20 protein-coding genes are annotated in these 19,626 nt (G+C 58.5%); 13 read left to right on the top strand and 7 right to left on the bottom strand.

Translation table 11 applies throughout. The features are described 5' to 3' along the window. The first annotated feature begins 131 nt into the window (after window positions 1-131). From GS636_RS02890 to GS636_RS02880, 3 genes are read left to right on the top strand one after another with little or no spacing between them, the layout of a single operon-like run. Window positions 132-1,598, top strand: coding sequence for a leucyl aminopeptidase (locus GS636_RS02890; protein WP_171668385.1), 1,467 nt, complete (start codon window positions 132-134; stop codon window positions 1,596-1,598). Window positions 1,599-1,602: 4 nt separating this feature from the next. Continuing rightward, window positions 1,603-2,061, top strand: a complete 459-nt coding sequence (locus tag GS636_RS02885; RefSeq protein WP_171668384.1) for a DNA polymerase III subunit chi — start codon at window positions 1,603-1,605, stop codon at window positions 2,059-2,061. Window positions 2,062-2,092: 31 nt separating this feature from the next. After that, on the top strand, window positions 2,093-3,139 hold the full coding sequence (locus GS636_RS02880; protein ID WP_171668383.1) for an aldo/keto reductase: 1,047 nt from the start codon (window positions 2,093-2,095) through the stop codon (window positions 3,137-3,139). A 74-nt stretch (window positions 3,140-3,213) separates the two neighbouring features. Here the strand turns inward: GS636_RS02880 and GS636_RS02875 are convergent, their stop codons facing one another. Further along, the gene (locus tag GS636_RS02875) at window positions 3,214-4,200 is read right to left on the bottom strand and encodes a GlxA family transcriptional regulator (RefSeq protein ID WP_171090459.1); all 987 of its coding nucleotides are present in this window, start codon (window positions 4,198-4,200) and stop codon (window positions 3,214-3,216) included. Between the two features lie 133 nt (window positions 4,201-4,333). Between GS636_RS02875 and GS636_RS02870 the strand changes: the two genes are divergently transcribed. From GS636_RS02870 to GS636_RS02860, 3 genes are all read left to right on the top strand, one after another. After that, window positions 4,334-5,248: a 3-keto-5-aminohexanoate cleavage protein gene (locus GS636_RS02870; RefSeq protein ID WP_171668382.1), complete on the top strand. Its 915-nt coding sequence runs from the start codon at window positions 4,334-4,336 to the stop codon at window positions 5,246-5,248. Window positions 5,249-5,634: 386 nt separating this feature from the next. Then, the gene (locus GS636_RS02865) at window positions 5,635-7,101 is read left to right on the top strand and encodes a carnitine 3-dehydrogenase (protein ID WP_171668381.1); all 1,467 of its coding nucleotides are present in this window, start codon (window positions 5,635-5,637) and stop codon (window positions 7,099-7,101) included. Further along, the gene (locus GS636_RS02860; RefSeq protein WP_171668380.1) at window positions 7,098-7,856 is read left to right on the top strand and encodes an SDR family oxidoreductase; all 759 of its coding nucleotides are present in this window, start codon (window positions 7,098-7,100) and stop codon (window positions 7,854-7,856) included. The genes GS636_RS02865 and GS636_RS02860 overlap by 4 nt, the downstream gene beginning before the upstream one ends. A gap of 1 nt (window position 7,857) precedes the next feature. Here the strand turns inward: GS636_RS02860 and GS636_RS02855 are convergent, their stop codons facing one another. Both GS636_RS02855 and GS636_RS02850 read right to left on the bottom strand, forming a co-directional pair. After that, window positions 7,858-8,040 (bottom strand): hypothetical protein, encoded by a 183-nt coding sequence (locus tag GS636_RS02855; protein ID WP_171090450.1) that lies wholly within the window; start codon window positions 8,038-8,040, stop codon window positions 7,858-7,860. 79 nt (window positions 8,041-8,119) lie between these two features. Further along, the gene (locus GS636_RS02850) at window positions 8,120-8,989 is read right to left on the bottom strand and encodes a helix-turn-helix domain-containing protein (RefSeq protein ID WP_171183508.1); all 870 of its coding nucleotides are present in this window, start codon (window positions 8,987-8,989) and stop codon (window positions 8,120-8,122) included. A gap of 108 nt (window positions 8,990-9,097) precedes the next feature. On the opposite strand from GS636_RS02850, the gene GS636_RS02845 reads away from it, so the two are divergent. Genes GS636_RS02845 through GS636_RS02835 form a run of 3 tightly spaced genes read left to right on the top strand, consistent with a single transcriptional unit; the run spans window position 9,098 to window position 11,120 of the window. Further along, window positions 9,098-9,301, top strand: coding sequence for a DUF2061 domain-containing protein (locus GS636_RS02845; RefSeq protein ID WP_171090445.1), 204 nt, complete (start codon window positions 9,098-9,100; stop codon window positions 9,299-9,301). Continuing rightward, window positions 9,294-10,196 (top strand): fatty acid desaturase, encoded by a 903-nt coding sequence (locus tag GS636_RS02840; RefSeq protein WP_171668379.1) that lies wholly within the window; start codon window positions 9,294-9,296, stop codon window positions 10,194-10,196. Before GS636_RS02845 ends, GS636_RS02840 begins: the two co-directional genes overlap by 8 nt. Window positions 10,197-10,217: 21 nt before the next feature. After that, window positions 10,218-11,120 carry an EamA family transporter gene (locus GS636_RS02835; RefSeq protein WP_171668378.1) on the top strand — a complete coding sequence of 301 codons (903 nt, stop codon included), beginning with the start codon at window positions 10,218-10,220 and terminating at the stop codon, window positions 11,118-11,120. Here GS636_RS02835 and GS636_RS02830 read toward each other — a convergent pair. The 4 genes from GS636_RS02830 to GS636_RS02815 form a co-directional block, all read right to left on the bottom strand. Then, window positions 11,117-12,478 carry a DEAD/DEAH box helicase gene (locus GS636_RS02830; protein WP_171668377.1) on the bottom strand — a complete coding sequence of 454 codons (1,362 nt, stop codon included), beginning with the start codon at window positions 12,476-12,478 and terminating at the stop codon, window positions 11,117-11,119. The two genes, GS636_RS02835 and GS636_RS02830, sit on opposite strands and share 4 nt — an antisense overlap. 185 nt (window positions 12,479-12,663) lie before the next feature. Further along, window positions 12,664-13,593, bottom strand: a complete 930-nt coding sequence (locus GS636_RS02825; protein ID WP_253762621.1) for a glycosyltransferase family 2 protein — start codon at window positions 13,591-13,593, stop codon at window positions 12,664-12,666. After that, the gene (locus GS636_RS02820) at window positions 13,590-14,333 is read right to left on the bottom strand and encodes a hypothetical protein (protein WP_171668376.1); all 744 of its coding nucleotides are present in this window, start codon (window positions 14,331-14,333) and stop codon (window positions 13,590-13,592) included. Before GS636_RS02820 ends, GS636_RS02825 begins: the two co-directional genes overlap by 4 nt. Window positions 14,334-14,382: 49 nt before the next feature. Then, the gene (locus GS636_RS02815; RefSeq protein ID WP_171237704.1) at window positions 14,383-15,987 is read right to left on the bottom strand and encodes a peptide chain release factor 3; all 1,605 of its coding nucleotides are present in this window, start codon (window positions 15,985-15,987) and stop codon (window positions 14,383-14,385) included. Window positions 15,988-16,096: 109 nt separating this feature from the next. On the opposite strand from GS636_RS02815, the gene GS636_RS02810 reads away from it, so the two are divergent. The 4 genes from GS636_RS02810 (at window position 16,097) to GS636_RS02795 (ending at window position 19,588) form a co-directional block, all read left to right on the top strand. Beyond that, the gene (locus GS636_RS02810) at window positions 16,097-16,459 is read left to right on the top strand and encodes a nuclear transport factor 2 family protein (RefSeq protein ID WP_171668375.1); all 363 of its coding nucleotides are present in this window, start codon (window positions 16,097-16,099) and stop codon (window positions 16,457-16,459) included. Window positions 16,460-16,534: 75 nt separating this feature from the next. After that, complete coding sequence (locus GS636_RS02805) at window positions 16,535-17,314, top strand: SDR family oxidoreductase (protein WP_171668374.1); 780 nt, start codon at window positions 16,535-16,537, stop codon at window positions 17,312-17,314. Between the two features lie 2 nt (window positions 17,315-17,316). Further along, window positions 17,317-18,429, top strand: coding sequence for a hypothetical protein (locus GS636_RS02800; protein ID WP_171668373.1), 1,113 nt, complete (start codon window positions 17,317-17,319; stop codon window positions 18,427-18,429). Window positions 18,430-18,535: 106 nt separating this feature from the next. Next, on the top strand, window positions 18,536-19,588 hold the full coding sequence (locus tag GS636_RS02795; protein ID WP_171668372.1) for a methyltransferase domain-containing protein: 1,053 nt from the start codon (window positions 18,536-18,538) through the stop codon (window positions 19,586-19,588). Window positions 19,589-19,626 lie beyond the last annotated feature (38 nt).

The raw sequence follows: 19,626 nt of genomic DNA, 5'->3' as shown, positions 1-19,626 counted from the left end.
GTCTTTCTCCCCCGAGCCTGCCGGTTATTTTTCGGAGACCTTAATGCAATTGAAGGCCGGGGAAAACTGCTATCTGGTCAAGCGGTGCTACGCGGGCTAGGTCTTGGGGAACAGAATTTGAGGAGTTTACAATGAGCAGTCTTGTACCGATCCGCTTTCAGGAGTTTGACTTGGATGCGATGGCGCAGGCCGAGGGTCGGGTGGTTATCATCATCCCGTCCGACGGCAAGATGAGCCCCGCCGCCCGACGGGCCAACCGTCTGACAAAAGGGGCCGTCGCGCGGCTGGTCGAAAGCGGGTCTTTCGAAAAAACCAAGACTGCAGATGTGATCTCGCTGGCGTGGCCTGCCGGGATGGCGGCCGAGGCTTTGGACGTCCTGGTGCTGCCGCGCCGCCCTGAAGCGGACGAGGCGCGTAAGGCGGGTGCTGCTGTGGCCAAGCTGGCGGGTGGCAAGGACGTGCTTGTGATGGTTGGCAATCAGGCACGCACAGAAGATCTGGCTTTGGGTATCGCGCTGCGCAGCTACGACTTTGACGCGCATAAGTCCAAAGAAAGCGAAGACGCAGGCACGGTCACAATCAGCCATTCGAAACCTGACGAGGCAGAGGCGGAATTTGCGCCGCTTTACGCAATTGCTGATGGCGTGCGGATGACCCGCGATCTGACCAATGAGCCCGCAAACGTTCTGACAACCTCCGAATTCGCCGACCGCCTGGTCGAGATGCAGGAGCTGGGCCTTGAGGTCGAAGTCCTGGACGAAGACAAGCTGGCCGAGCTGGGAATGCGCACATTGCTGAGCGTCGGGCAGGGCTCGGACAGCCCGTCCAAAGTGGTCGTCATGCACTGGAAGGGCGGCGACAAGGGCGATGCGCCGCTGGCTTTGGTCGGCAAGGGTGTGGTGTTTGACACTGGCGGTATCTCGCTGAAACCAGCGGGTGGCATGGAAGAGATGACCATGGATATGGGTGGCGCAGGTGTTGTCGCCGGTACCATGCGCGCGCTGGCCAAGCGTAAGGCCAAGGCGAATGTCGTTGGTCTGGTTGGATTGGTTGAAAACATGCCATCCGGCAACGCGACGCGCCCTGGCGATGTGGTCAAGTCGATGAAAGGCGACACTGTCGAGATCATCAACACCGATGCCGAAGGTCGCTTGGTTCTGTGCGACGTCATGTGGTACGCGCAGGAACGGTTCAGCCCGGTTGGTATGATCGATTTGGCCACGCTTACCGGCGCGATCATCATCGGGCTGGGGCACGAGAATGCCGGTGTGTTCTCGAACAACGATACATTCTGCGACGCTTTCCTGAAATCCGCCAAGGCCGAGGATGAAGGCGCGTGGCGGATGCCGTTGGGCGATGCCTATGACAAGTTGCTGAAATCGCGCGTCGCCGACATGAAAAACATAGGCGGTCGGCCCGCAGGCTCGATTACCGCCGCGCAGTTCCTGCAACGGTTCGTCAAAGAAGAAACGCCCTGGATTCACCTGGACATTGCGGGTGTGGCCTCGGTTTCCGCTGAGACATCTTATGCACCCAAAGGTGCCACCGGTTGGGGTGTTCGCGCGCTCAGCCGGTTTGTGCAGGACAATTTCGAGTAAGCTAATGGGCGCTGTCTATTTCTACCACCTGACCCGCCAGCCGCTGGAACACACCTTGCCGGTGTTACTGGACAAGGCGCGGCAGGCCGGGTGGAAGATTGCCGTGCGGGGCACCGACCCTGCGCGGATGGACTGGCTGGATGAAAAGCTGTGGCTGGGGCCCGAAGACGGGTTTCTGCCGCATGGCCGCGAAGGTGGCCCCCATGACGCAGAGCAGCCGATTTTGCTAACCACAGGTTCGGAAGCTGCCAATGGCGCGTCCTGCGTCATGGCCGTTGACGGCGCGCCGGTCGAGGCGGAAGAAGTCACCGCGATGGAACGTGTGTGCATCCTGTTTGATGGCAATGACGATATGGCTGTTCAACACGCGCGGGGGCAGTGGAAATCGCTGACCGCTGCGGGGTGTTCGGCACAATACTGGTCGGAGGAATCCGGGCGGTGGGAAAAGAAGGCTGAAGCCTGACGGGCGACGCCGTTTTCGGGAGATTTGAAAGATGCAAATGAAGCCCTTGGGCCGTACAGGAATTATGGTGAGCGACCTGTGTCTTGGAACCATGACTTTTGGCACACAGACCTCCGAAGCCGATGCGCACAAGCAGATGGACATGGCGCTGGATGCTGGCATCAACTTTGTGGACGCAGCCGAGATGTATCCGGTGAACCCGGTTTCAAAAGAAACGATCGGGCGCACCGAAGAGATTCTGGGCAACTGGAACGCGGCCAATGCGGCGCGGCGGAGCGATTACATTCTGGCGACCAAGCATTCCGGCGAGGGGTTGTCCTTTGTACGCGACGGTGCGCCGATCACAGCCAAGACGATCCCCGAAGCGATCGAAGGGTCACTGAAGCGGTTGCAGACAGAGTGCATTGATCTCTACCAGTTTCACTGGCCGAACCGTGGCAGCTACATGTTCCGCCAGAATTGGGATTTTGCGCCAACCGGGCACAACACCGATGACGTTCTAGAGAACATGCAGGAGTGTCTGGAGGCGTTGCAGGCTCAGGTCGACAAGGGCAACATCCGCGCCTTTGGTCTGTCCAACGAAAGTGCATGGGGCACGGCGCAGTGGGTGCGTTTGGCCGAAAAGATGGGTGCGCCGCGTGTGGCATCGGTTCAGAACGAATATTCTCTGCTCTGTCGTCTGTTCGACACGGATATGGCCGAGCTATGCGTGCATGAAGATGTCGGGCTGATGGCGTTCTCGCCTTTGGGTACCGGGTTGCTGACGGGTAAGTATCAGGGTGGTGCCGTCCCGGACGGTTCGCGCATGTCGCTTTCGCCTGAACTGGGCGGGCGCAAGTCTGATCGGGTGTTTGATGCTGTCGCGGCTTATCTGGACGTTGCTGCGCGCCATAGCTTGGATCCGACGCATATGGCATTGGCCTGGTGTCGTACACGTCCGTTCATGATGTCCGCTATTTTTGGCGCGACCACGGTTGAGCAGCTTGAACACGTATTGGCTGGCGCGGATCTGACGTTGTCAGATGAGGTGCTGGCAGAGTTGGATGCAGCCCATAAGGCGCACCCAATGCCGTACTGAGGGCAGGGGGCGCTGCCCCCGCCGCCTTCGGCGGCTCCCCCGAGGTATTTTTAGCCAGATGAAGTTGGATCCGGTCAGTGATGGGTGGGGTGCGCGCGCTCTTGCCTGAGGTCGCGGGCGGACTGGCCGTGCGCAGTGCGAAAGGCACGGGCAAAGCTGGATTGTGAGGCAAATCCCGTGGCCAGCGCCACGTCCATCAGCGGCATGTCGGTGTCGGTAACAAGTCGGCGGGCCTCGGCCAGGCGCAGTTGCAGATAATGGTCCTGCGGCGTGGTGTTCAGGCGCAGACGGAACTGTTGTTGCAACGTACGCGGGCTGGTGCCCAGTCGGTCTGCGATATAGGCAAGCGGCAGGGGGTCATCCAAAGAGTCCTGCATCAGTGAATTGGCCTTGGCGGTCAAAGCTGTGTGGCGGTGTGGTGCGCCAGTGCGACTTTGCGGTTTGGCAGGGTCTGGAGCGCCTTCGTAGAGGAACAAGCCCGAAACGCGCGCCGCGAAACCCGCGCCATGGCGGGCGGCGATGATGTGCAGCATCATCTCAACCGCTGGGATCGCGCCTCCTGACGTCAGCCTAGTGTCCGAGACGGTGTAGCGGTCTGGGCGTACATCGACCTCGGGGAAGCGCGCGGCGAAGTTTTCCAAGTCTTCCCAATGGGTGGTGGCGGCGTGGCCGTCGAGCAGCCCGGCCTCGGCCAGCAGCCAGGGGCCGCCGTCGATGCCTGCCATGGTTGCGCCAGTACCTGCAATCCGGCGCAGACCCGCGAGCAGGCTGGGGGTGGCGTGACGGGCCAGTTGGAACCCGGCCACAACGATCATCAGGTCACAGCCTTGCAGACGTGCCAGCGGGATGCCGGGCACTTGCAGGGCGCTGGTCAGCATTGCCGGTTCGGGTGTGGCTGTCACATAGTCCCAGTCAAAAGCCGGGCGGTCGGCCAGACGGTTGGCCGCGCGCATCGGGTCGACGGCCGAGGCGAAGCTGAGCGTGTTGCAGTCATCAAGCACCAGCACCGCCGTTTTCAGGGCGCGATGTTCGGGTTGCAGTATGTTTTTTGCGGATTGCATCAAGTTCGATTCGCATTCTGGCAAGTTGTTTTCCCAAGGCTGCGCCAGAGTCGGGTCAGAACGCAAATCGGAATCCGGGGAGAAGCCTGGGGAAAACTCAGGTCAAAACCGGGTATAACTTGGGGAAAACGCCATGCCTCTGGAAATGAACCGTGATGTCTTTATCACCTGCGCCGTGACCGGCTCGGGTGGAACGCAGGATCGCAGCCCTCATGTACCGCGCTCGCCGCAGCAGATTGCCGACAGCGCGATTGCTGCCGCCAAGGCTGGAGCTGCAGTTGTGCATTGCCATGTGCGTGACCCCGAAACCGGTGCGCCAAGCCGTCGGCTGGACCTGTATCGTGAAGTGACAGACCGGATTCGCGACGCCGACGTGGACGTTGTTCTGAACCTGACCGCGGGTATGGGTGGGGACATCGTGTTTGGGGGCGTTGAAAGCCCGTTTCCTGTGAATGAGGCCGGCACGGACATGATCGGTGCGTCGGAGCGCGTGGCGCATATTGCCGAATGTCTGCCCGAAATCTGCACATTGGACTGTGGCACCATGAACTTTGCCGAGGCCGATTACGTCATGACCAACACGCCCGGTGCGCTGCGCGGTATGGGACAGATGATGACGGATATGGGGGTAAAGCCCGAGATCGAAGCCTTTGACACCGGCCACCTGTGGTTTGCCAAGCAGTTGGTGAAAGAGGGGATTCTGGAGCCCAACGCCTTGGTTCAACTGTGTATGGGTGTGCCGTGGGGTGCGCCGGACGATCTGAATACCTTCATGGCGATGGTGAACAATGTCCCTGATGATTGGACCTTCAGCGCATTTTCGCTGGGGCGTAACCAGATGGCTTATGTCGCCGCTACGGTGCTGGCGGGCGGCAACGTGCGCGTGGGTCTTGAGGATAACCTGTGGCTGGACAAGGGCGTGCTGGCCGAGAACTGGCAACTGGTCGAACGGGCCGGGACCATCATCGAGAATATGGGCGCACGGGTCATCGGGCCGCAAGAAGTGCGCGAGAAGTTGGGGCTGGTGAAGCGGGCGCCAAAGAGCTGATCTGATAGCACCCGGTGGCGAAAACGAAAAGCTCAGGGCGTCAGCAGAAGGATGATCACCATGCGAGCGGTTTTTTTAACTTGCGCGGCCATCATAGCGGTATGCCTGCCCCGAGAAGGGGTTGCGCAACCAACAGAGGACGCCTCAGCCCGTCAGGCGTGCGAAGCCAAGGGGGGACGCTATGAGGTGGGTGGCCGACTCCAGCAGTTTATCTGCTTTGAACCTTTGTCCGACGCCGGAGCGTCCTGTGAAAAAGCATCTGATTGTGCAGGGTTCTGCCTGTCGGACACCAAACAATGCAGTGCCGTTACGCCGAAATTCGGATGCATTTCGCATCTGGATGAGACGGGGCAGGTGCAAGTGATATGTATCGATTAGAGGACGATATGACAAAAACAGCAGCAATCATCGGCGGCGGGGTCATAGGCGGCGGTTGGGCCGCGCGGTTCCTGTTGAATGGTTGGAACGTGCGGGTGTTCGACCCGGACCCGGAAGCGGAACGCAAGATTGGTGAGGTTCTGGATAATGCGCGGCGATCACTGCCGGGCCTGAGCGATGTGCCATTGCCGCCCGAAGGGATTCTGAGCTTTCACGATGAAATGGCCGACGCCGTAGAAGGCGCGACTTGGATTCAGGAAAGCGTACCGGAGCGGCTGGATCTGAAGCTGAAGGTGTATAAAGGCTTGCAAGAGGCTTGCGATCCGGGCGCGATCATCGGGTCGTCGACCAGCGGCTTCAAGCCTTCGGAATTGCAAGAGGGCGCGCTGCGCCCCGAACAGATCGTCGTCACGCATCCGTTCAACCCTGTTTATCTGCTGCCGCTGATCGAGCTGGTGCCCACCGACAGTAACCCGCCCGAAATGGTCGCGCGCGCGCAGGAGTTGCTGAAATCGGTCGGGTTTTTCCCGCTGCGCATCAAGAAGGAAATTGACGCGCATATCGCGGACCGGTTCCTTGAAGCGGTGTGGCGAGAGGCTCTGTGGCTGGTCAAGGACGGCATTGCAACGACCGAAGAAATCGATGAGGCGATCCGGATGGGCTTTGGCATCCGTTGGGCGCAGATGGGCCTGTTCGAGACCTACCGCGTGGCCGGGGGCGAGGCCGGGATGCGTCATTTCATGGCGCAATTTGGTCCGGCTTTGAAATGGCCTTGGACCAAGCTGATGGATGTGCCCGAATTCACCGATGAGCTGGTCGATATGATCGCCGATCAGTCCGACGCACAATCTGGGATGCACTCGATCCGCGAACTGGAGCGCATTCGCGACAACAACCTTGTGGGTATGATGCGGGCCCTCAAGGCGCAGAATTATGGGGCAGGCGCGGCTCTGAACCAGCATGATGCGCTGTTAAAACCGGGTGCCTTGCCGACATTGGATCAGGCGGACCTGAGCCAGCCGATCCTGACCCTGTCGCGCGCCGTCCCGCTGGATTGGACGGACTATAATGGCCACATGAATGAGGCGAAGTATCTGGAGGCCTTTGCCGCCGCCACGGACCGCTTCATGGAGATCATCGGTTGCGACATGGAGTACATCTCGTCGGGCGGCAGTTACTTCACCGTCGAAAACCACATTCGTTACATCGATGAGGTCAACGCGGGTGCAAAGATCGAGGTGCGCACGCAGATGCTGCTGGGGCAGGGTAAGAAGCTGCACGTGTTCCACAGCATGTATGAAGGCGACAAGCTGCTGGCCACAGGCGAAAGCTTTTTGCTGCATGTCAGTCTCGAGACGCGCCGACCCAGCCCTCCTTCCCCTGAAATCGAAGCGGCGATGGCTCGTATTGCCGAAGCTCAGTCCGCGTTGCCCTACCCCGAAGGTGCGGGGGCCGCTATTCGGAAGCCCTCATGAGACGAAGGGTGCTTGTGACCGCTGGCGCGTCTGGTGTCGGTCGCGCCATGGCCGAAGCGTTTGATGCGGCTGGATATGATGTCTGGGTCACGGATATCGATCCGGTGGCATCAAATTCTGTTCCGGATCATTGGACGGCACATCGCGCGGATGTTGTGGATGAGGCCGACATGCGCGGCGTTTTTGACGCTGTTTCGCAGGCGGGGGGTTTGGATGCGTTATGTGCCAATGCCGGAATAGCAGGGCCAACGGATGCCATCGAAGACATCGATTTGAACGCTTGGCGGGTCTGCGTCGCGGTTAATCTGGACGGTGCGTTTCTGGCTGCCAAATATGCCGCCCCGTTGATGAAGTCAGCGCGGGCGGGCAGCATCATCCTGACTTCGTCGACGGCAGGTCAGTACGGCTATCCGTTTCGTGCGCCGTATGCCTCGGCAAAATGGGCGGTCATTGGATTGATGAAAACACTTGCGATGGAACTGGGCCCGCATGGGATACGCGCAAACGCAATCTGCCCAGGCGCAGTTGAAGGCCCGCGCATGGAAGGTGTTCTGGCCCGTGAGGCAGAAGCCAAAGGCATGAGCCGCGATGCGGTGTACCAAGGCTATGCCTCAGGCACGTCCATGGGGCGCTTTGTCGAAGCGCAGGACATAGCCAATATGGCCGTCTTCCTTGCGTCAGATGCGGCGCGGCTGGTGTCGGGTCAGGTCATCGCGGTGGATGGTCACACGGTTAATCCTGACCCAAAACTGTGATCTAGCCCTGATTTGGCCCACGGATCTGGCGGATGGTCTGACGGACCGCCTGCCAGTCCTGTGCTTCCTGCTGGTTTCCGGCAGCCTCGCATTCGCGCATTTTCTGCGCAGCTTCGGCCTCGGCCCGGTCTCCGTGAGCGGCGTAAAGGGCACGTGCGTATTGAGCGGTTTGTAATGCGTCCATTCCTGTGGTCCTCCGTCTGTGGTCGGAATGCCCGAAGGTTCGCGCCAACGGACCATAGCACAGGATTGGTCTGCCCGCATCATGTGGTTTCAGAAATTCTGGATCTGAGCTGCCGCAGGTGGTTGGGAAAGTTTCGGGCAGTCACATCAGCTTCGCGCACCAGCGTGTCGAAGTGACGTGTAAAGGTTTCGATTCGGTCCCGGTCGCGGAACGCCATATAGTGACTGCCAGCGTAGAACACGCAAAGCAGGGGGCCGAAAATCGTCACCGGCGCGGAATAGAGGCGTTTGGCATCAAATAGATAGATCCGCATTCTGGGGTAAAGCTGATCGCAAAGTGTCAGAAGGTGGTCGATCTGTTCCAGCCGCACCTGCGCGCTAAGGCCGCTGTAATACCCTGTGGCGCTTGCAAAGCTCTCGATTTCGAACAGCGGCATGGCGATTTCATAATCCGATTGTGCGCTGCGCATCCAGGCCAACCTGTCCTCAGACGCGCCGATGGCCTGATCTGCCGTGCGCCCCAGATGCGGGGCATATTCCCATTCCAGCACAGCACGGGTCTTGAGCATGTCGGGCAGGGTCGCCGGGACATAGCGAACCTTGTAGCCAGCGGCCTCCTTGTGCCACTCGAAGATCCGTTCATCGACCAGCGCGCGGGGGGCTTCGGTGAAACTCAGAGAGCTGGCCAGAAGCTCGGCCGCGCTTTCGGGCCTGTCGGAGAGGCTCAGCAACCAATCGGCTGAAACACCAAGTGCGGCCGCGCATCCTCCGACCACATGCGCGTTGGGCAGACGCGCACCATGCCCGGTCAAAAGCTGCGATACGGTCGAACGATCAACACTTATGTGCCGTGCCAGCGCGCTTTGACTGATGTCTCGCTGCTCCATCGCCTGAGCCAGACGTTGACGGAACTGAGCGGCGCGATCTCTTTTGTCGATTTTTTCCTGCATATATTGATAAATATCATAGATGTTGAATTTTGTTAATCATATTCAGAATTCCCACCATGACCATCGCCCTGTAACCCTTTGAAAAAAGCAAAAAGACTGAGGGTCGGAATGGAAACGCGGCGAAGATCTGTCGTGAAAGCAATCGTTTGGAATGTCATGGGGCTAGTCACCATGACTGTTGTGGGGCTGATTGCCACAGGCTCGGCCACTGTGGGCGGGGTTGTGGCGCTGGTGAACACCGCCATTGGCCTGACCATGTATGTGATTTACGAGCGGGTTTGGGCAGGTATCTCGTGGGGGCGCAATGGCTGAGCGACCCACTTCCCAATCGCCTGAATGGGGCACATTGTTCCTGATCATTGCCTGCTATGGGGCGTGGCTTGCAGGTCTGTTTTGGTTGGCAAGCCTGTCAGTTTGGCTGGCCGTTCCAGCCCTTGCTGTTGTTGCGGCGCTGCATTCGTCGCTGACACATGAGGCCCTGCACGGGCATCCTTTCCGCACAAAATGGGTAAACGAGGCGCTGATGGCGCTGCCGCTGACGCTGTTCATCCCGTACAACCGCTTTCGGGATTTGCACCTGGCGCATCATCAGGATGCAGCGTTGACCGATCCATATGACGACCCGGAATCGAACTATTTGGATCCCAAGATCTGGTCGACTCTTCCGCGCGGCTTACAAAGGCTGCTGGCGATCAACAACACGCTGCTTGGGCGCATGGTCTTGGGCCCAGCCATCGGTCAGGTTTTGTTTCTGCGCGACGAATGGCGAGGCGCGCGGCATTGGGACAAGGATATCCTGCTGGCTTGGGCTTTGCACCTGCCGGGTGTGGCGGTGGTACTGTGGGTTGTTGCCCAGTCGGCCATGCCGGTTTGGGCCTATTTGATTTCTGCCTATTTCGGGCTGGGGCTGCTAAAAATACGGACCTTCCTTGAGCACCGTGCGCATGAAAAATCCCGTGCGCGTACGGTTATTATCGAAGACCGGGGCCCGCTGGCTTTTCTGTTTCTGAACAACAACCTGCACGTGGTTCATCACATGAACCCCAACGCCCCGTGGTACCAGTTGCCGCAACTGTATGAAGACGGCAAGGATAGGTATCTGGCCTGCAATGAGGCTTACGTGTACCGGTCTTACGCGCAGATTTTCCGACAGTATCTGCTTCGCGCGAAAGACCCTGTGCCGCATCCGCTCTGGCCAAAGTCCTGATTTGACGACACAACGGGTGGCATGAGTCTCTGGATCCCTGTCACCATCGCTGCCGCCAGTTTTCAGACGGTACGTTTCATGCTGCAAAAGTCGCTGAGCAGTGTGAAACTGTCTGCGGCTGGCGCAACGTTTGCGCGCTTTGCTTATTCCATGCCGTTGGCTGCTGCAGGGTTGCTGGTCGCTTTGCAGGTAACGGGGGCAAGCCTGCCAACGCTCAGCCCTTTGTTCTGGCTATACGCGGTGATCGGCGGGACGGCGCAAATACTGGCGACGATTTGTGTTGTTGCCCTGTTCAAGCAGCGCAACTTTGCGGTGGGGATCACCTTTAAGAAAACCGAGGTGATACAAACAGCGATTGTCGGCTTTCTGGTTCTGGGGGATCGCGTGTCAGCGGGTGCGCTTGTGGCCATTCTGTTGGGGCTTGCCGCAGTTTTGCTGCTGTCGAAAACACCCGGAGGTGATGGGGCTTGGTGGCGGCATCTGACCAACCGCGCCTCTCAACTGGGGCTTGGTTCGGGTGTGTTGTTTGCGTTTTCCGCTGTCAGCTATCGCGGTGCTTCGTTGCAGCTGGGTGAGGTCGATGCGTGGTTTCGGGCCTTGGTCACTTTGGCCGCCGTAGTAACGTTTCAATTTCTCAGCATGGGGCTATGGCTGTTGTGTCGGGACCGGTCCGAGTTGATTGCAGTCTGGCAAACGCGGTCCACCGGTATCTTTGTCGGGCTGACCAGTCTGGGCGGGTCGTTTTGCTGGTTCTGGGCGTTCACTTTGCAGAATGCGGCATATGTCAAAGCTTTGGGGCAGGTCGAATTGCTCCTCAGCTTGATGGCCTCGACATTGTTCTTCCGTGAAACGATCACCCGGCGAGAGATCGCCGGAATGACTTTACTGGGGCTTTCGATACTGGCTCTGGTGCTGGCAATTTAGCCAGCACGACGCTCATCAAAGCTAAGAGCGATAAAGCTGGGCAGATGATCACCCATCCCCACAACAACCGGACCGTTATCAGCCTTGCGGCCTCGACCGCGCCCTTTCGGTTCGCGCTCTTTCCGGGTGTCCTTAGCGCCTTCCTGGTCTTTGGCCCTTTTCTCGGGCTTCGGTTTCTCAGATTTGGGCTTTTCGGGCTTGGCCTCTTCCTTGACCGGGTTGTCGATGCGCGGGATGTCTTTCTGGATCAGCTTTTCGATTGCATCCAAAGCTTTCTCATCACGGCCCGAGCAAATCGTGATGGCCTTGCCTTCGCGCCCGGCGCGACCGGTGCGGCCGATGCGGTGGACGTAGTCCTCGGCATGGCCGGGCACGTCGAAGTTGAACACGTGACTGACCGAAGGAATATCCAAACCCCGCGCGGCGACGTCCGAGGCCACCAACAGGCGCAAGGATCCATCGCGGAACCCGTCCAGCGTTTTCATGCGCTGCGACTGGTCCAGATCACCATGGATCGCGGCAGCGTTATAGCCGTATTTCTTCAGCGATTTCGCGCAGATATCCACATCTGTCTTACGGTTGCAGAAGATGATCGCGTTGGTGCACTTGTCGCCCTCGGCATCGATCAACGCACGCAGAACTTTGCGTTTGTTGCTGGCCTCACGATCGCGGCGACCGCCTTTGAACATGACGACGCACTGTTCGATGGTCTCGGATGCGGTGGCCTGACGGGCAACCTCAATCCGGGCAGGGGCGGATAGGAAGGTGTCGGTGATGCGTTCGATCTCAGAGGCCATGGTGGCCGAGAAGAACAGGGTTTGGCGCGTGAACGGCGTCAGCGAGAAGATGCGTTCGATATCGGGGATAAAGCCCATGTCCAGCATCCGGTCGGCTTCGTCCACCACCATGATCTGAACACCGGTCAGCAAAAGCTTGCCGCGTTCGAAATGGTCCAGCAGGCGACCCGGCGTGGCGATCAGAACGTCAACGCCCCGGTCGATCAGAGCCTCTTGCTCCTTGAAGCTGACGCCGCCGATCAACAGCGCTTTGGTCAGTTTCAGGTGCTTTGTGTAGGTGTCGAAATTCTCTGCCACCTGCGCGGCGAGTTCCCGTGTCGGGCACAGAACCAGCGAACGCGGCATGCGTGCACGGGCGCGGCCACGGGCCAGCAGGGTAATCATCGGCAAGGTGAAGCTGGCGGTTTTGCCAGTGCCAGTCTGCGCAATCCCCAGAACATCGCGACCTTCCAGAGCGGGCGGAATCGCACCTTCCTGGATCGGAGTGGGGGTTTCGTATCCGGCTTCCTCAATGGCTTTGAGGACCTTTGGGTTCAGGTTCAGTTCGTTAAACTTTGTCATGTAAGTCCGGTTTTTGCGGACACTTGACCTGGCCCGCGCGTCAAAGATGTGCCGGGCCCGGATGGCCATGCGCGCAATGCGCCTGTTCGGCTTGGGGGCGGACATAACAAAAACGTAGGTCAGGGTCAAATGAAGTCGGCTTAATGCGGGGCACGCAGACCGTTCGCAAGATTTTCCGCAACAATTCAGCAGCTTCCGGGGAAGTGTTTCGCCATTTTTTCATCCAAATCCAGGGGGCGGTGCCGCAACAGGCCGTGCCGGTCCAGTCGAGCGCACACTTCGGGGTCTGCGCCGCTCATTTCATCGAAAAACGCGCGCAGCCCTTCCATGCCCTGTTCGTCCTCAATCCAGTTGAGCAGTTCGTTCTTGTTCAGCCCGCCTTGCTCGCGCGGGACATTGGGGGCCATGCCTGCCTGATAAGAGCCGCGATCCATGCGAAATTGGTAATGCCCGATCCAGTGATCCCAATCAGGGGCGTGACGGTGGCACAGCTCGACCTCGGGCAGCTCGTATTTGCAAGGCAGCAGCTTTTTGTTCTGAAACAGGTTGTGGATGCGGAAGTTCAGGTATTTCAGGCCGGTGCGAACGAACAGCTTGCCTTGCACATGGCTGAGAAAACCGCCCAGAACAAATGCTCCATAGGTTGGATAGATGGCTTCGACCAGAGCCTCGCGGTTGGGGCCCTGGGGGATGTGTGCCTTGTACAGATCGTCACCGCCAGCCAGGGCTTCTATAGGGCGGACGCGTGCGGCGTTGAGGTTGGGCGGCACGTTGCCCAGCACTTCGGCGATCGGGGTCGGGGACCAAAGAAACTCGTCTACATCGATATGCGTCAGCCAATCCAGGGGCGTGTTGCGATAGGCAAATGTCGCGTGAACCGTCTGACGGACCTGATGCTTTTCCGGCCTTGCACGTCCTCGCTTTTCCCAAAACGCATCGTCGCAAACCCGCACGCGCACTTTGGGGTGCATCCTGAGCGCTCGAAAGGTGTGCCGGTTGGGTTCGTCCATGTAGATATACATGAAGTCTGCGCCCAGCTCGAGGTGATGTGCCACAAACCGCAGTACGTTCTCGGTCGAGCCCCGAACCATCGAGACGATACCCCAGGTGGTCATGCGCGCGTCGCGCGGGAATCGCGCATCCGTTTCAGGCGGCGAAAGATACCGCCTGGGTCTTTGTTAAGTTCCGTCATCAGATGATCGACCAACGGCGCGATGGTCGGGTCGTGCATTGCCCGGGTCCAGATCGGGGCGATAAGATTGACAGCCAACCCACCTTTTTCAAAGGAAAAACCCTTCATCTGAAAGGGCAAATCTACATGGTTTTTGTCTTCGAACCGAAAGGGCGTGTCCGGGGCCAGGCCCGAGAACAGGCGTTCGAATTCATAGAGTTTCATCAGACCAAACAGCATCCGCAACGCGTGACCCACCTCGCGCTGTGTCGCCGTCTGGCCGTGGTCCGCAAATGTCTGAGCCGAAGACACCAGCCAGCGCAGGTCGAGTGCGACCAACAGGTGATCGGACTGTTCGTCCCACAACCGGCAGAACAGGGTTGGCGCGTGGCGGGGAAAGGACCGTTTTCTAAGGTTCGAAATCAATTGAGCATTCAGAAAGGCCAATTCCGATTGACCAACGAACTCGCGCGCGATTTGGGCGCGTTTGCGATCCCACGTGGTGCTGCGTCCGGCCGGCACTTCGGTGGCGCTGTCGGGAACCGTGCGTCTGGCTAGATCATCCAGATCAACGTCGGGATCGGGCAGGGTGAGGGCGCCGAACTGAAACGGACTGCGCCGGTTCTCATAGCTGTCCAGCATGTCTGGCAGACCACCGGGATAGGTCAGTTCGTCGTCACTCATGTGCGCAGGATTGCACAGCCGGGTTCGGCTGCGCAATCAGCCAGTTGGATCACACCATCATCTCTTTTGTCGCGGTCAGGTTTAGCGCCGGATAGTCGCGCACGACCCGGTCGATGTCCCATTGCAGGCGCGTCAGATAGACGATGTCACCGTCATGATCATGGGCGATGTGCTGCTTGTTTGCGTTGACGAACTTCTCGACCTCGGCCTTGTCACCGCTGACCCATCGGGCCGAGGTGAATTGCGACGCCTCGAACCGCACGGGCAGCCCGTATTCCATCTCGATCCGGCTGGCGAGCACTTCGAATTGCAGCGCGCCGACAACGCCGACGATAAAGCCCGACCCGATTGAGGGTTTGAACACTTTGGCCGCGCCTTCTTCGGCGAATTGCATCAGGGCTTTTTCCAGATGCTTGGCTTTCATCGGATCGCCCGCACGAACACCTTGCAGCAGTTCCGGCGCAAACGAAGGAATGCCGGTCACGCGCAGCGCCTCGCCCTCGGTCAGCGTATCGCCGATGCGCAGTTGGCCGTGGTTCGGGATGCCGATGATGTCCCCAGCCCAAGCCTCTTCGGCCAGTTCTCGGTCGGATGCAAGGAACAGCACCGGATTCGAGATCGCCATGGGCTTTTTGGACCGCACATGCGTCAGCTTCATGCCGCGTTTGAAATGGCCTGACGCCATGCGCACAAAGGCCACCCTGTCGCGGTGCTTTGGGTCCATATTGGCCTGCACCTTGAAGACAAAGCCTGCGACTTTCTTTTCGTCGGGCGCAATCTGACGCGGTTCCGCCGATTGAACCTGCGGCTGTGGGCCATAAGCACCGATACCTTCCATCAGCTCTTTGACGCCAAACGAGTTGATCGCCGAACCAAACCAGATCGGGGTCATGTGGCCTTCCAAAACCGCCTGCGGGTCAAGTGCTGGCAGCAGTTCGCGCGCCATCTCGACCTCTTCCAGCAGCTTTTCCAGAAGATGCTCGGGCACATGTTCGGCCAATTTTGGGTCGTCCAACCCGTTGATTTCGATGCTTTCCGCCACCTTGTTGCGGTCAGCGCGGTCCATCAGTTCCAGCCGGTCACGCAGCATGTCGTAACAGCCGATGAAGTCACGGCCCACGCCAATCGGCCAGGCCGCTGGCGTAACGTCGATGGCCAGCATTTCCTGAATTTCGTCGATAATCTCGAACGTATCGCGGCTTTCGCGGTCCATCTTGTTACAGAAGGTCAGGATCGGCAGATCGCGCAGGCGGCAGACCTCGAACAGTTTCTGCGTCTGGCTTTCCACACCCTTCGCACCATCGATCACCATGACGGCCGCGTCCACCGCAGTCAGCGTGCGATAAGTATCCTCTGAAAAGTCCGAGTGGCCGGGCGTATCCACCAGATTGAAGCGGAAATTGTCATAGTCGAACGACATGGCCGATGCGGAAACCGAGATGCCCCGATCCTTTTCCATCTGCATAAAGTCCGACCGCGTCCGCCGTGCCTCGCCCTTGGCGCGCACCTGACCGGCCATTTGGATCGCGCCCCCATACAACAGGAACTTTTCCGTCAACGTGGTCTTGCCCGCATCCGGGTGCGAGATGATGGCGAATGTCCGGCGACGGGCGATCTCGGGCGGCAGGGTTGGTTGGTTCGAGGTATCAAGCATGAGCGCGCGTATATGCGGGGAAACCCGCCGAAGCAAGACAAAGGGGGTGGTTCGAATCATGTGCCTGTGGCAATAAGAACATATAGTGAACAAATAATGGAGAGGAACAATGAATTTGAAAGAGATTGCAGATGAACTGGTCGCCGGATGCCGTGAGGACCGTGCCAAGGAAAACCTGTCTAAGCTATATGCTCCCGATGCTGTTTCGGTCGAAGGGCAGGACTTTCAAGGCATGGGGCGCGAAACCCACGGCGTGGAAGCCATACGTGGCAAGCATGAGTGGTGGGAAAGTGCCCATGAAGTCTCGGGGGCTTCCGTCAGTGACCCGTTTCCCCATGGTGACGACCGTTTTGCCGTGATTTTCGAAGTGCAGGGCACTGTGAAGGAAACTGGTGAATCCTTCGATATGCGCGAAGTGGGCGTCTACCACGTGGCCGACGGCAAAATCGTGCGGGAAGAGTTCTTTTATTGATGAACGAACCGTTTCTGGTCTTCTTTGTCTGGCCAGTGCTAGACATGCGCACGAAGACAGGCAAAGGGGATCAGAATGGATCTGGGTATTCAGGGAAAACGTGCGCTGGTGTGTGCCAGTAGCAAAGGGTTGGGATTGGGCTGCGCCGAGGCGTTGGCCGAAGCAGGCGTTGATCTGGTGATGAACGCGCGAGGTTCTGACGCTTTGGAGGCTGAGGCTGCGCGTCTTCAAAATGACTACGGCGTCAAGGTGAACACCGTTGCCTGTGATGTCACCACAGCCGAAGGGCAAGAGGCCGTGATTGATGCGGCGCAGGGCGTTGATATTCTTGTGACAAATGCAGGTGGTCCCCCTCCGGGATTGTGGTCGGATTGGGATCGTGACGACTTCATTAAGGCGTTGGATGCCAACATGCTGACGCCGATTGCGTTTATGAAAGCACTGTTGCCCGGAATGATCGACAAAGGATGGGGCCGTGTCGTCAACATCACGTCGCAATCTGTGCGTGCTCCGATCCCGGCCTTGGGGTTGTCGAACGCGGCGCGCACGGGTCTGACCGGATATGTGGCCGGCACGTCGCGTCAGGTTGCGCCCTTTGGGGTCAATATCAACAACCTGCTGCCGGGAATTCATGCCACCGACCGGGCGAATTCACTGGACAGCGGTGTCGCATCGCAACAAGGCATTTCGATGGATGAGGCACGTGCAAACCGAGCAGCCACGATCCCTGCACGCCGCTACGGCACGCGGCAGGAATTCGGTGCAGCTTGTGCGTTTCTTTGTTCGCAACAGGCAGGTTTCATAGTCGGGCAGAACATTCTGCTGGACGGTGGCGCCGGAAACATGACGATGTAAATATGGCTCAGAATTTCTCTTTAAAAGACCAGTTGTTCAATGCGGAAAAAACCCGCTATCTCGCGGGTTTGTTTGACGCAGCTGATGCGTCTTTTGATGCCGAGGCGTTTCATGCGCAGGTCATGTCGCGTCTGCTGGAACTGGAACTGAAAGAGAGAATGGCCTGGATTTCAGACTGTCTTCAACAGGCCGTGCCGGGGGATCTGCCAACGGTAGCCCCCGTTATCCTGCGCGCTTTGCCGCCGCCTTTGGACCCCACGAAAACAGATGACGATTTCGGAGACTTCATCTTTGCCCCCTTGGGCGAATGGGTGGCGGCGATCGGGCAGGATCATGTGGAACTGGCGTTGGATGTGTTGGAGGAGATAACACAGCGGTTTTCCATGGAGTGGGCCATTCGCCCGTTTCTGAACCAAGCCCCTGATGCTGTGATAAAGCGGATGCAACAGTGGTGCAGCCATGACAGTTATCACGTGCGCCGGTTGGTTAGCGAGGGCACACGCCCCCGGTTACCATGGGGACAGGGGATTGATCTGGAATTGACCGATCCGCTACCGCTGCTGGACCAGCTGCACGGGGACGGCACACGCTATGTCACCCGGTCTGTGGCCAACCATCTGAACGACATCACCAAGAAGAACCCCGAACTGGTATTGGAACGCTTGAAAAAGTGGCGCGTTGCTGGGCAACAAAACACGGCCGAGTTGGATTGGATGACGTCGCACACATTGCGCGGGCTGGTGAAAGCGGGACACCCTGAGGCGATGAAGGTGCTGGGGTTTGATCCGGATGCTGAAATAGCTGCGTCAATTAATGTGGTTTCTGAAGCCCGGATTGGCGACGCGCTTGAGTTTTCAGTTGCCCTAACCGGTGCAGGCGAACAGCCGGTTCTGGTGGATTATATCGTTCATTTCCAACGCCCTGGCGGGAAAACCTCAGCTAAGGTGCACAAGCTCAAGCAGGCGGCGCTGAAGAATGGTCGCTTGCACCTGAGCAAACGTCATAAGCTGAAGGGCGACGCCACAACGTTCAAACTGGTGCCCGGTGCGCATCGTCTTGAGGTGCAGGTGAACGGCAAGGTTCGCGCGGGTGTCGATTTCGAGCTGCTGGGCTAGGCTCAGATAAAAAGTTCACGCTTTTGTAAAAAACGCGGGCTTTGGATTGCTTGACGCAGCGCGCTGCATTACCTGCGAAACAACCATGTGTGAAGGGAAGACTGCGATGAAGCATGAGTCGGTGCAGAATTACTATGGTGAAGTCCTGCAAAGCAGCGCGGATTTGCAGACCAATGCGTGCTGTACGCCTGATGACATGCCAGATCATGTGAAAAAGATCCTCTCGAAAATCCATGACGACGTGCTGACACGGTACTACGGCTGTGGTCTGATCGCGCCTCTGGATCTTGAGGGCATGTCGATCCTCGATCTGGGCTGTGGCGCGGGGCGTGACGTCTATGCTTTGTCAGCCATGGTGGGCGAAACGGGCCGGGTTGTTGGGGTCGACATGACGCCCGAGCAGTTGGATGTTGCCCGTGCGCATCAGGACTATCACGCCCAAGCCTTTGGGCACGCCAAAAGCAACGTAGAATTCCATCACGGGTTTATCGAAAAGCTGGATGAGTTGGACTTGGAGCCCGGATCCTTCGACATCATCGTGTCAAACTGCGTCATCAACCTGGCCACTGACAAAGATGCGGTTCTGCGCGGCGCCCATCGGCTGCTGAAAGAAGGCGGCGAGATGTATTTCTCGGACGTCTACGCAGACCGCCGTATCCCGCAGGCGATGGCCGAGGATGAAGTGCTGTATGGCGAATGCCTGTCGGGTGCATTGTACTGGAATGATTTCCTGTCGATGGCCCGTAAGGCCGGTTTTGGTGATCCAAGACGCGAAACGCACCGTCCGTTGACTATCGAAAATCCCGCGCTCGAAGCACGTGTGGCACCGCTTAAGTTCCTGTCGGCGACGTATCGATTGTTCAAACTGCCCGCGCTGGAACCGGCTTGCGAAGATTACGGCCAGGCGGTGATCTATAAGGGCACTGTACCCAACGCCCCGCATGAGTTTGTTCTGGATGATCATCACATCATCGAAACCGGCAAGGTCTTTCCGGTCTGCGGCAACACATGGATGATGCTGCAGGATACGCGGTTCGCGCGGCACTTTGACTTTATCGGTGACTTCTCGACCCATTACGGCATCTTCGAAGGCTGCGGCGGTGAAAGCCCGTTTGAGGCCGTGGGTGAAACCGCATCTTCGGGCGGCGGCTGTTGCTGATCCCTTGCGCCTGAGGGGCGGGGTTGCTATCCCCGCCT

This window comes from Ruegeria sp. HKCCD4884, assembly GCF_013110855.1.
Classification (GTDB): domain Bacteria; phylum Pseudomonadota; class Alphaproteobacteria; order Rhodobacterales; family Rhodobacteraceae; genus Ruegeria.
The sequence above is the reverse complement of the archived record's forward strand: the minus strand, read 5'-3'. Positions and strand labels throughout refer to the sequence as shown.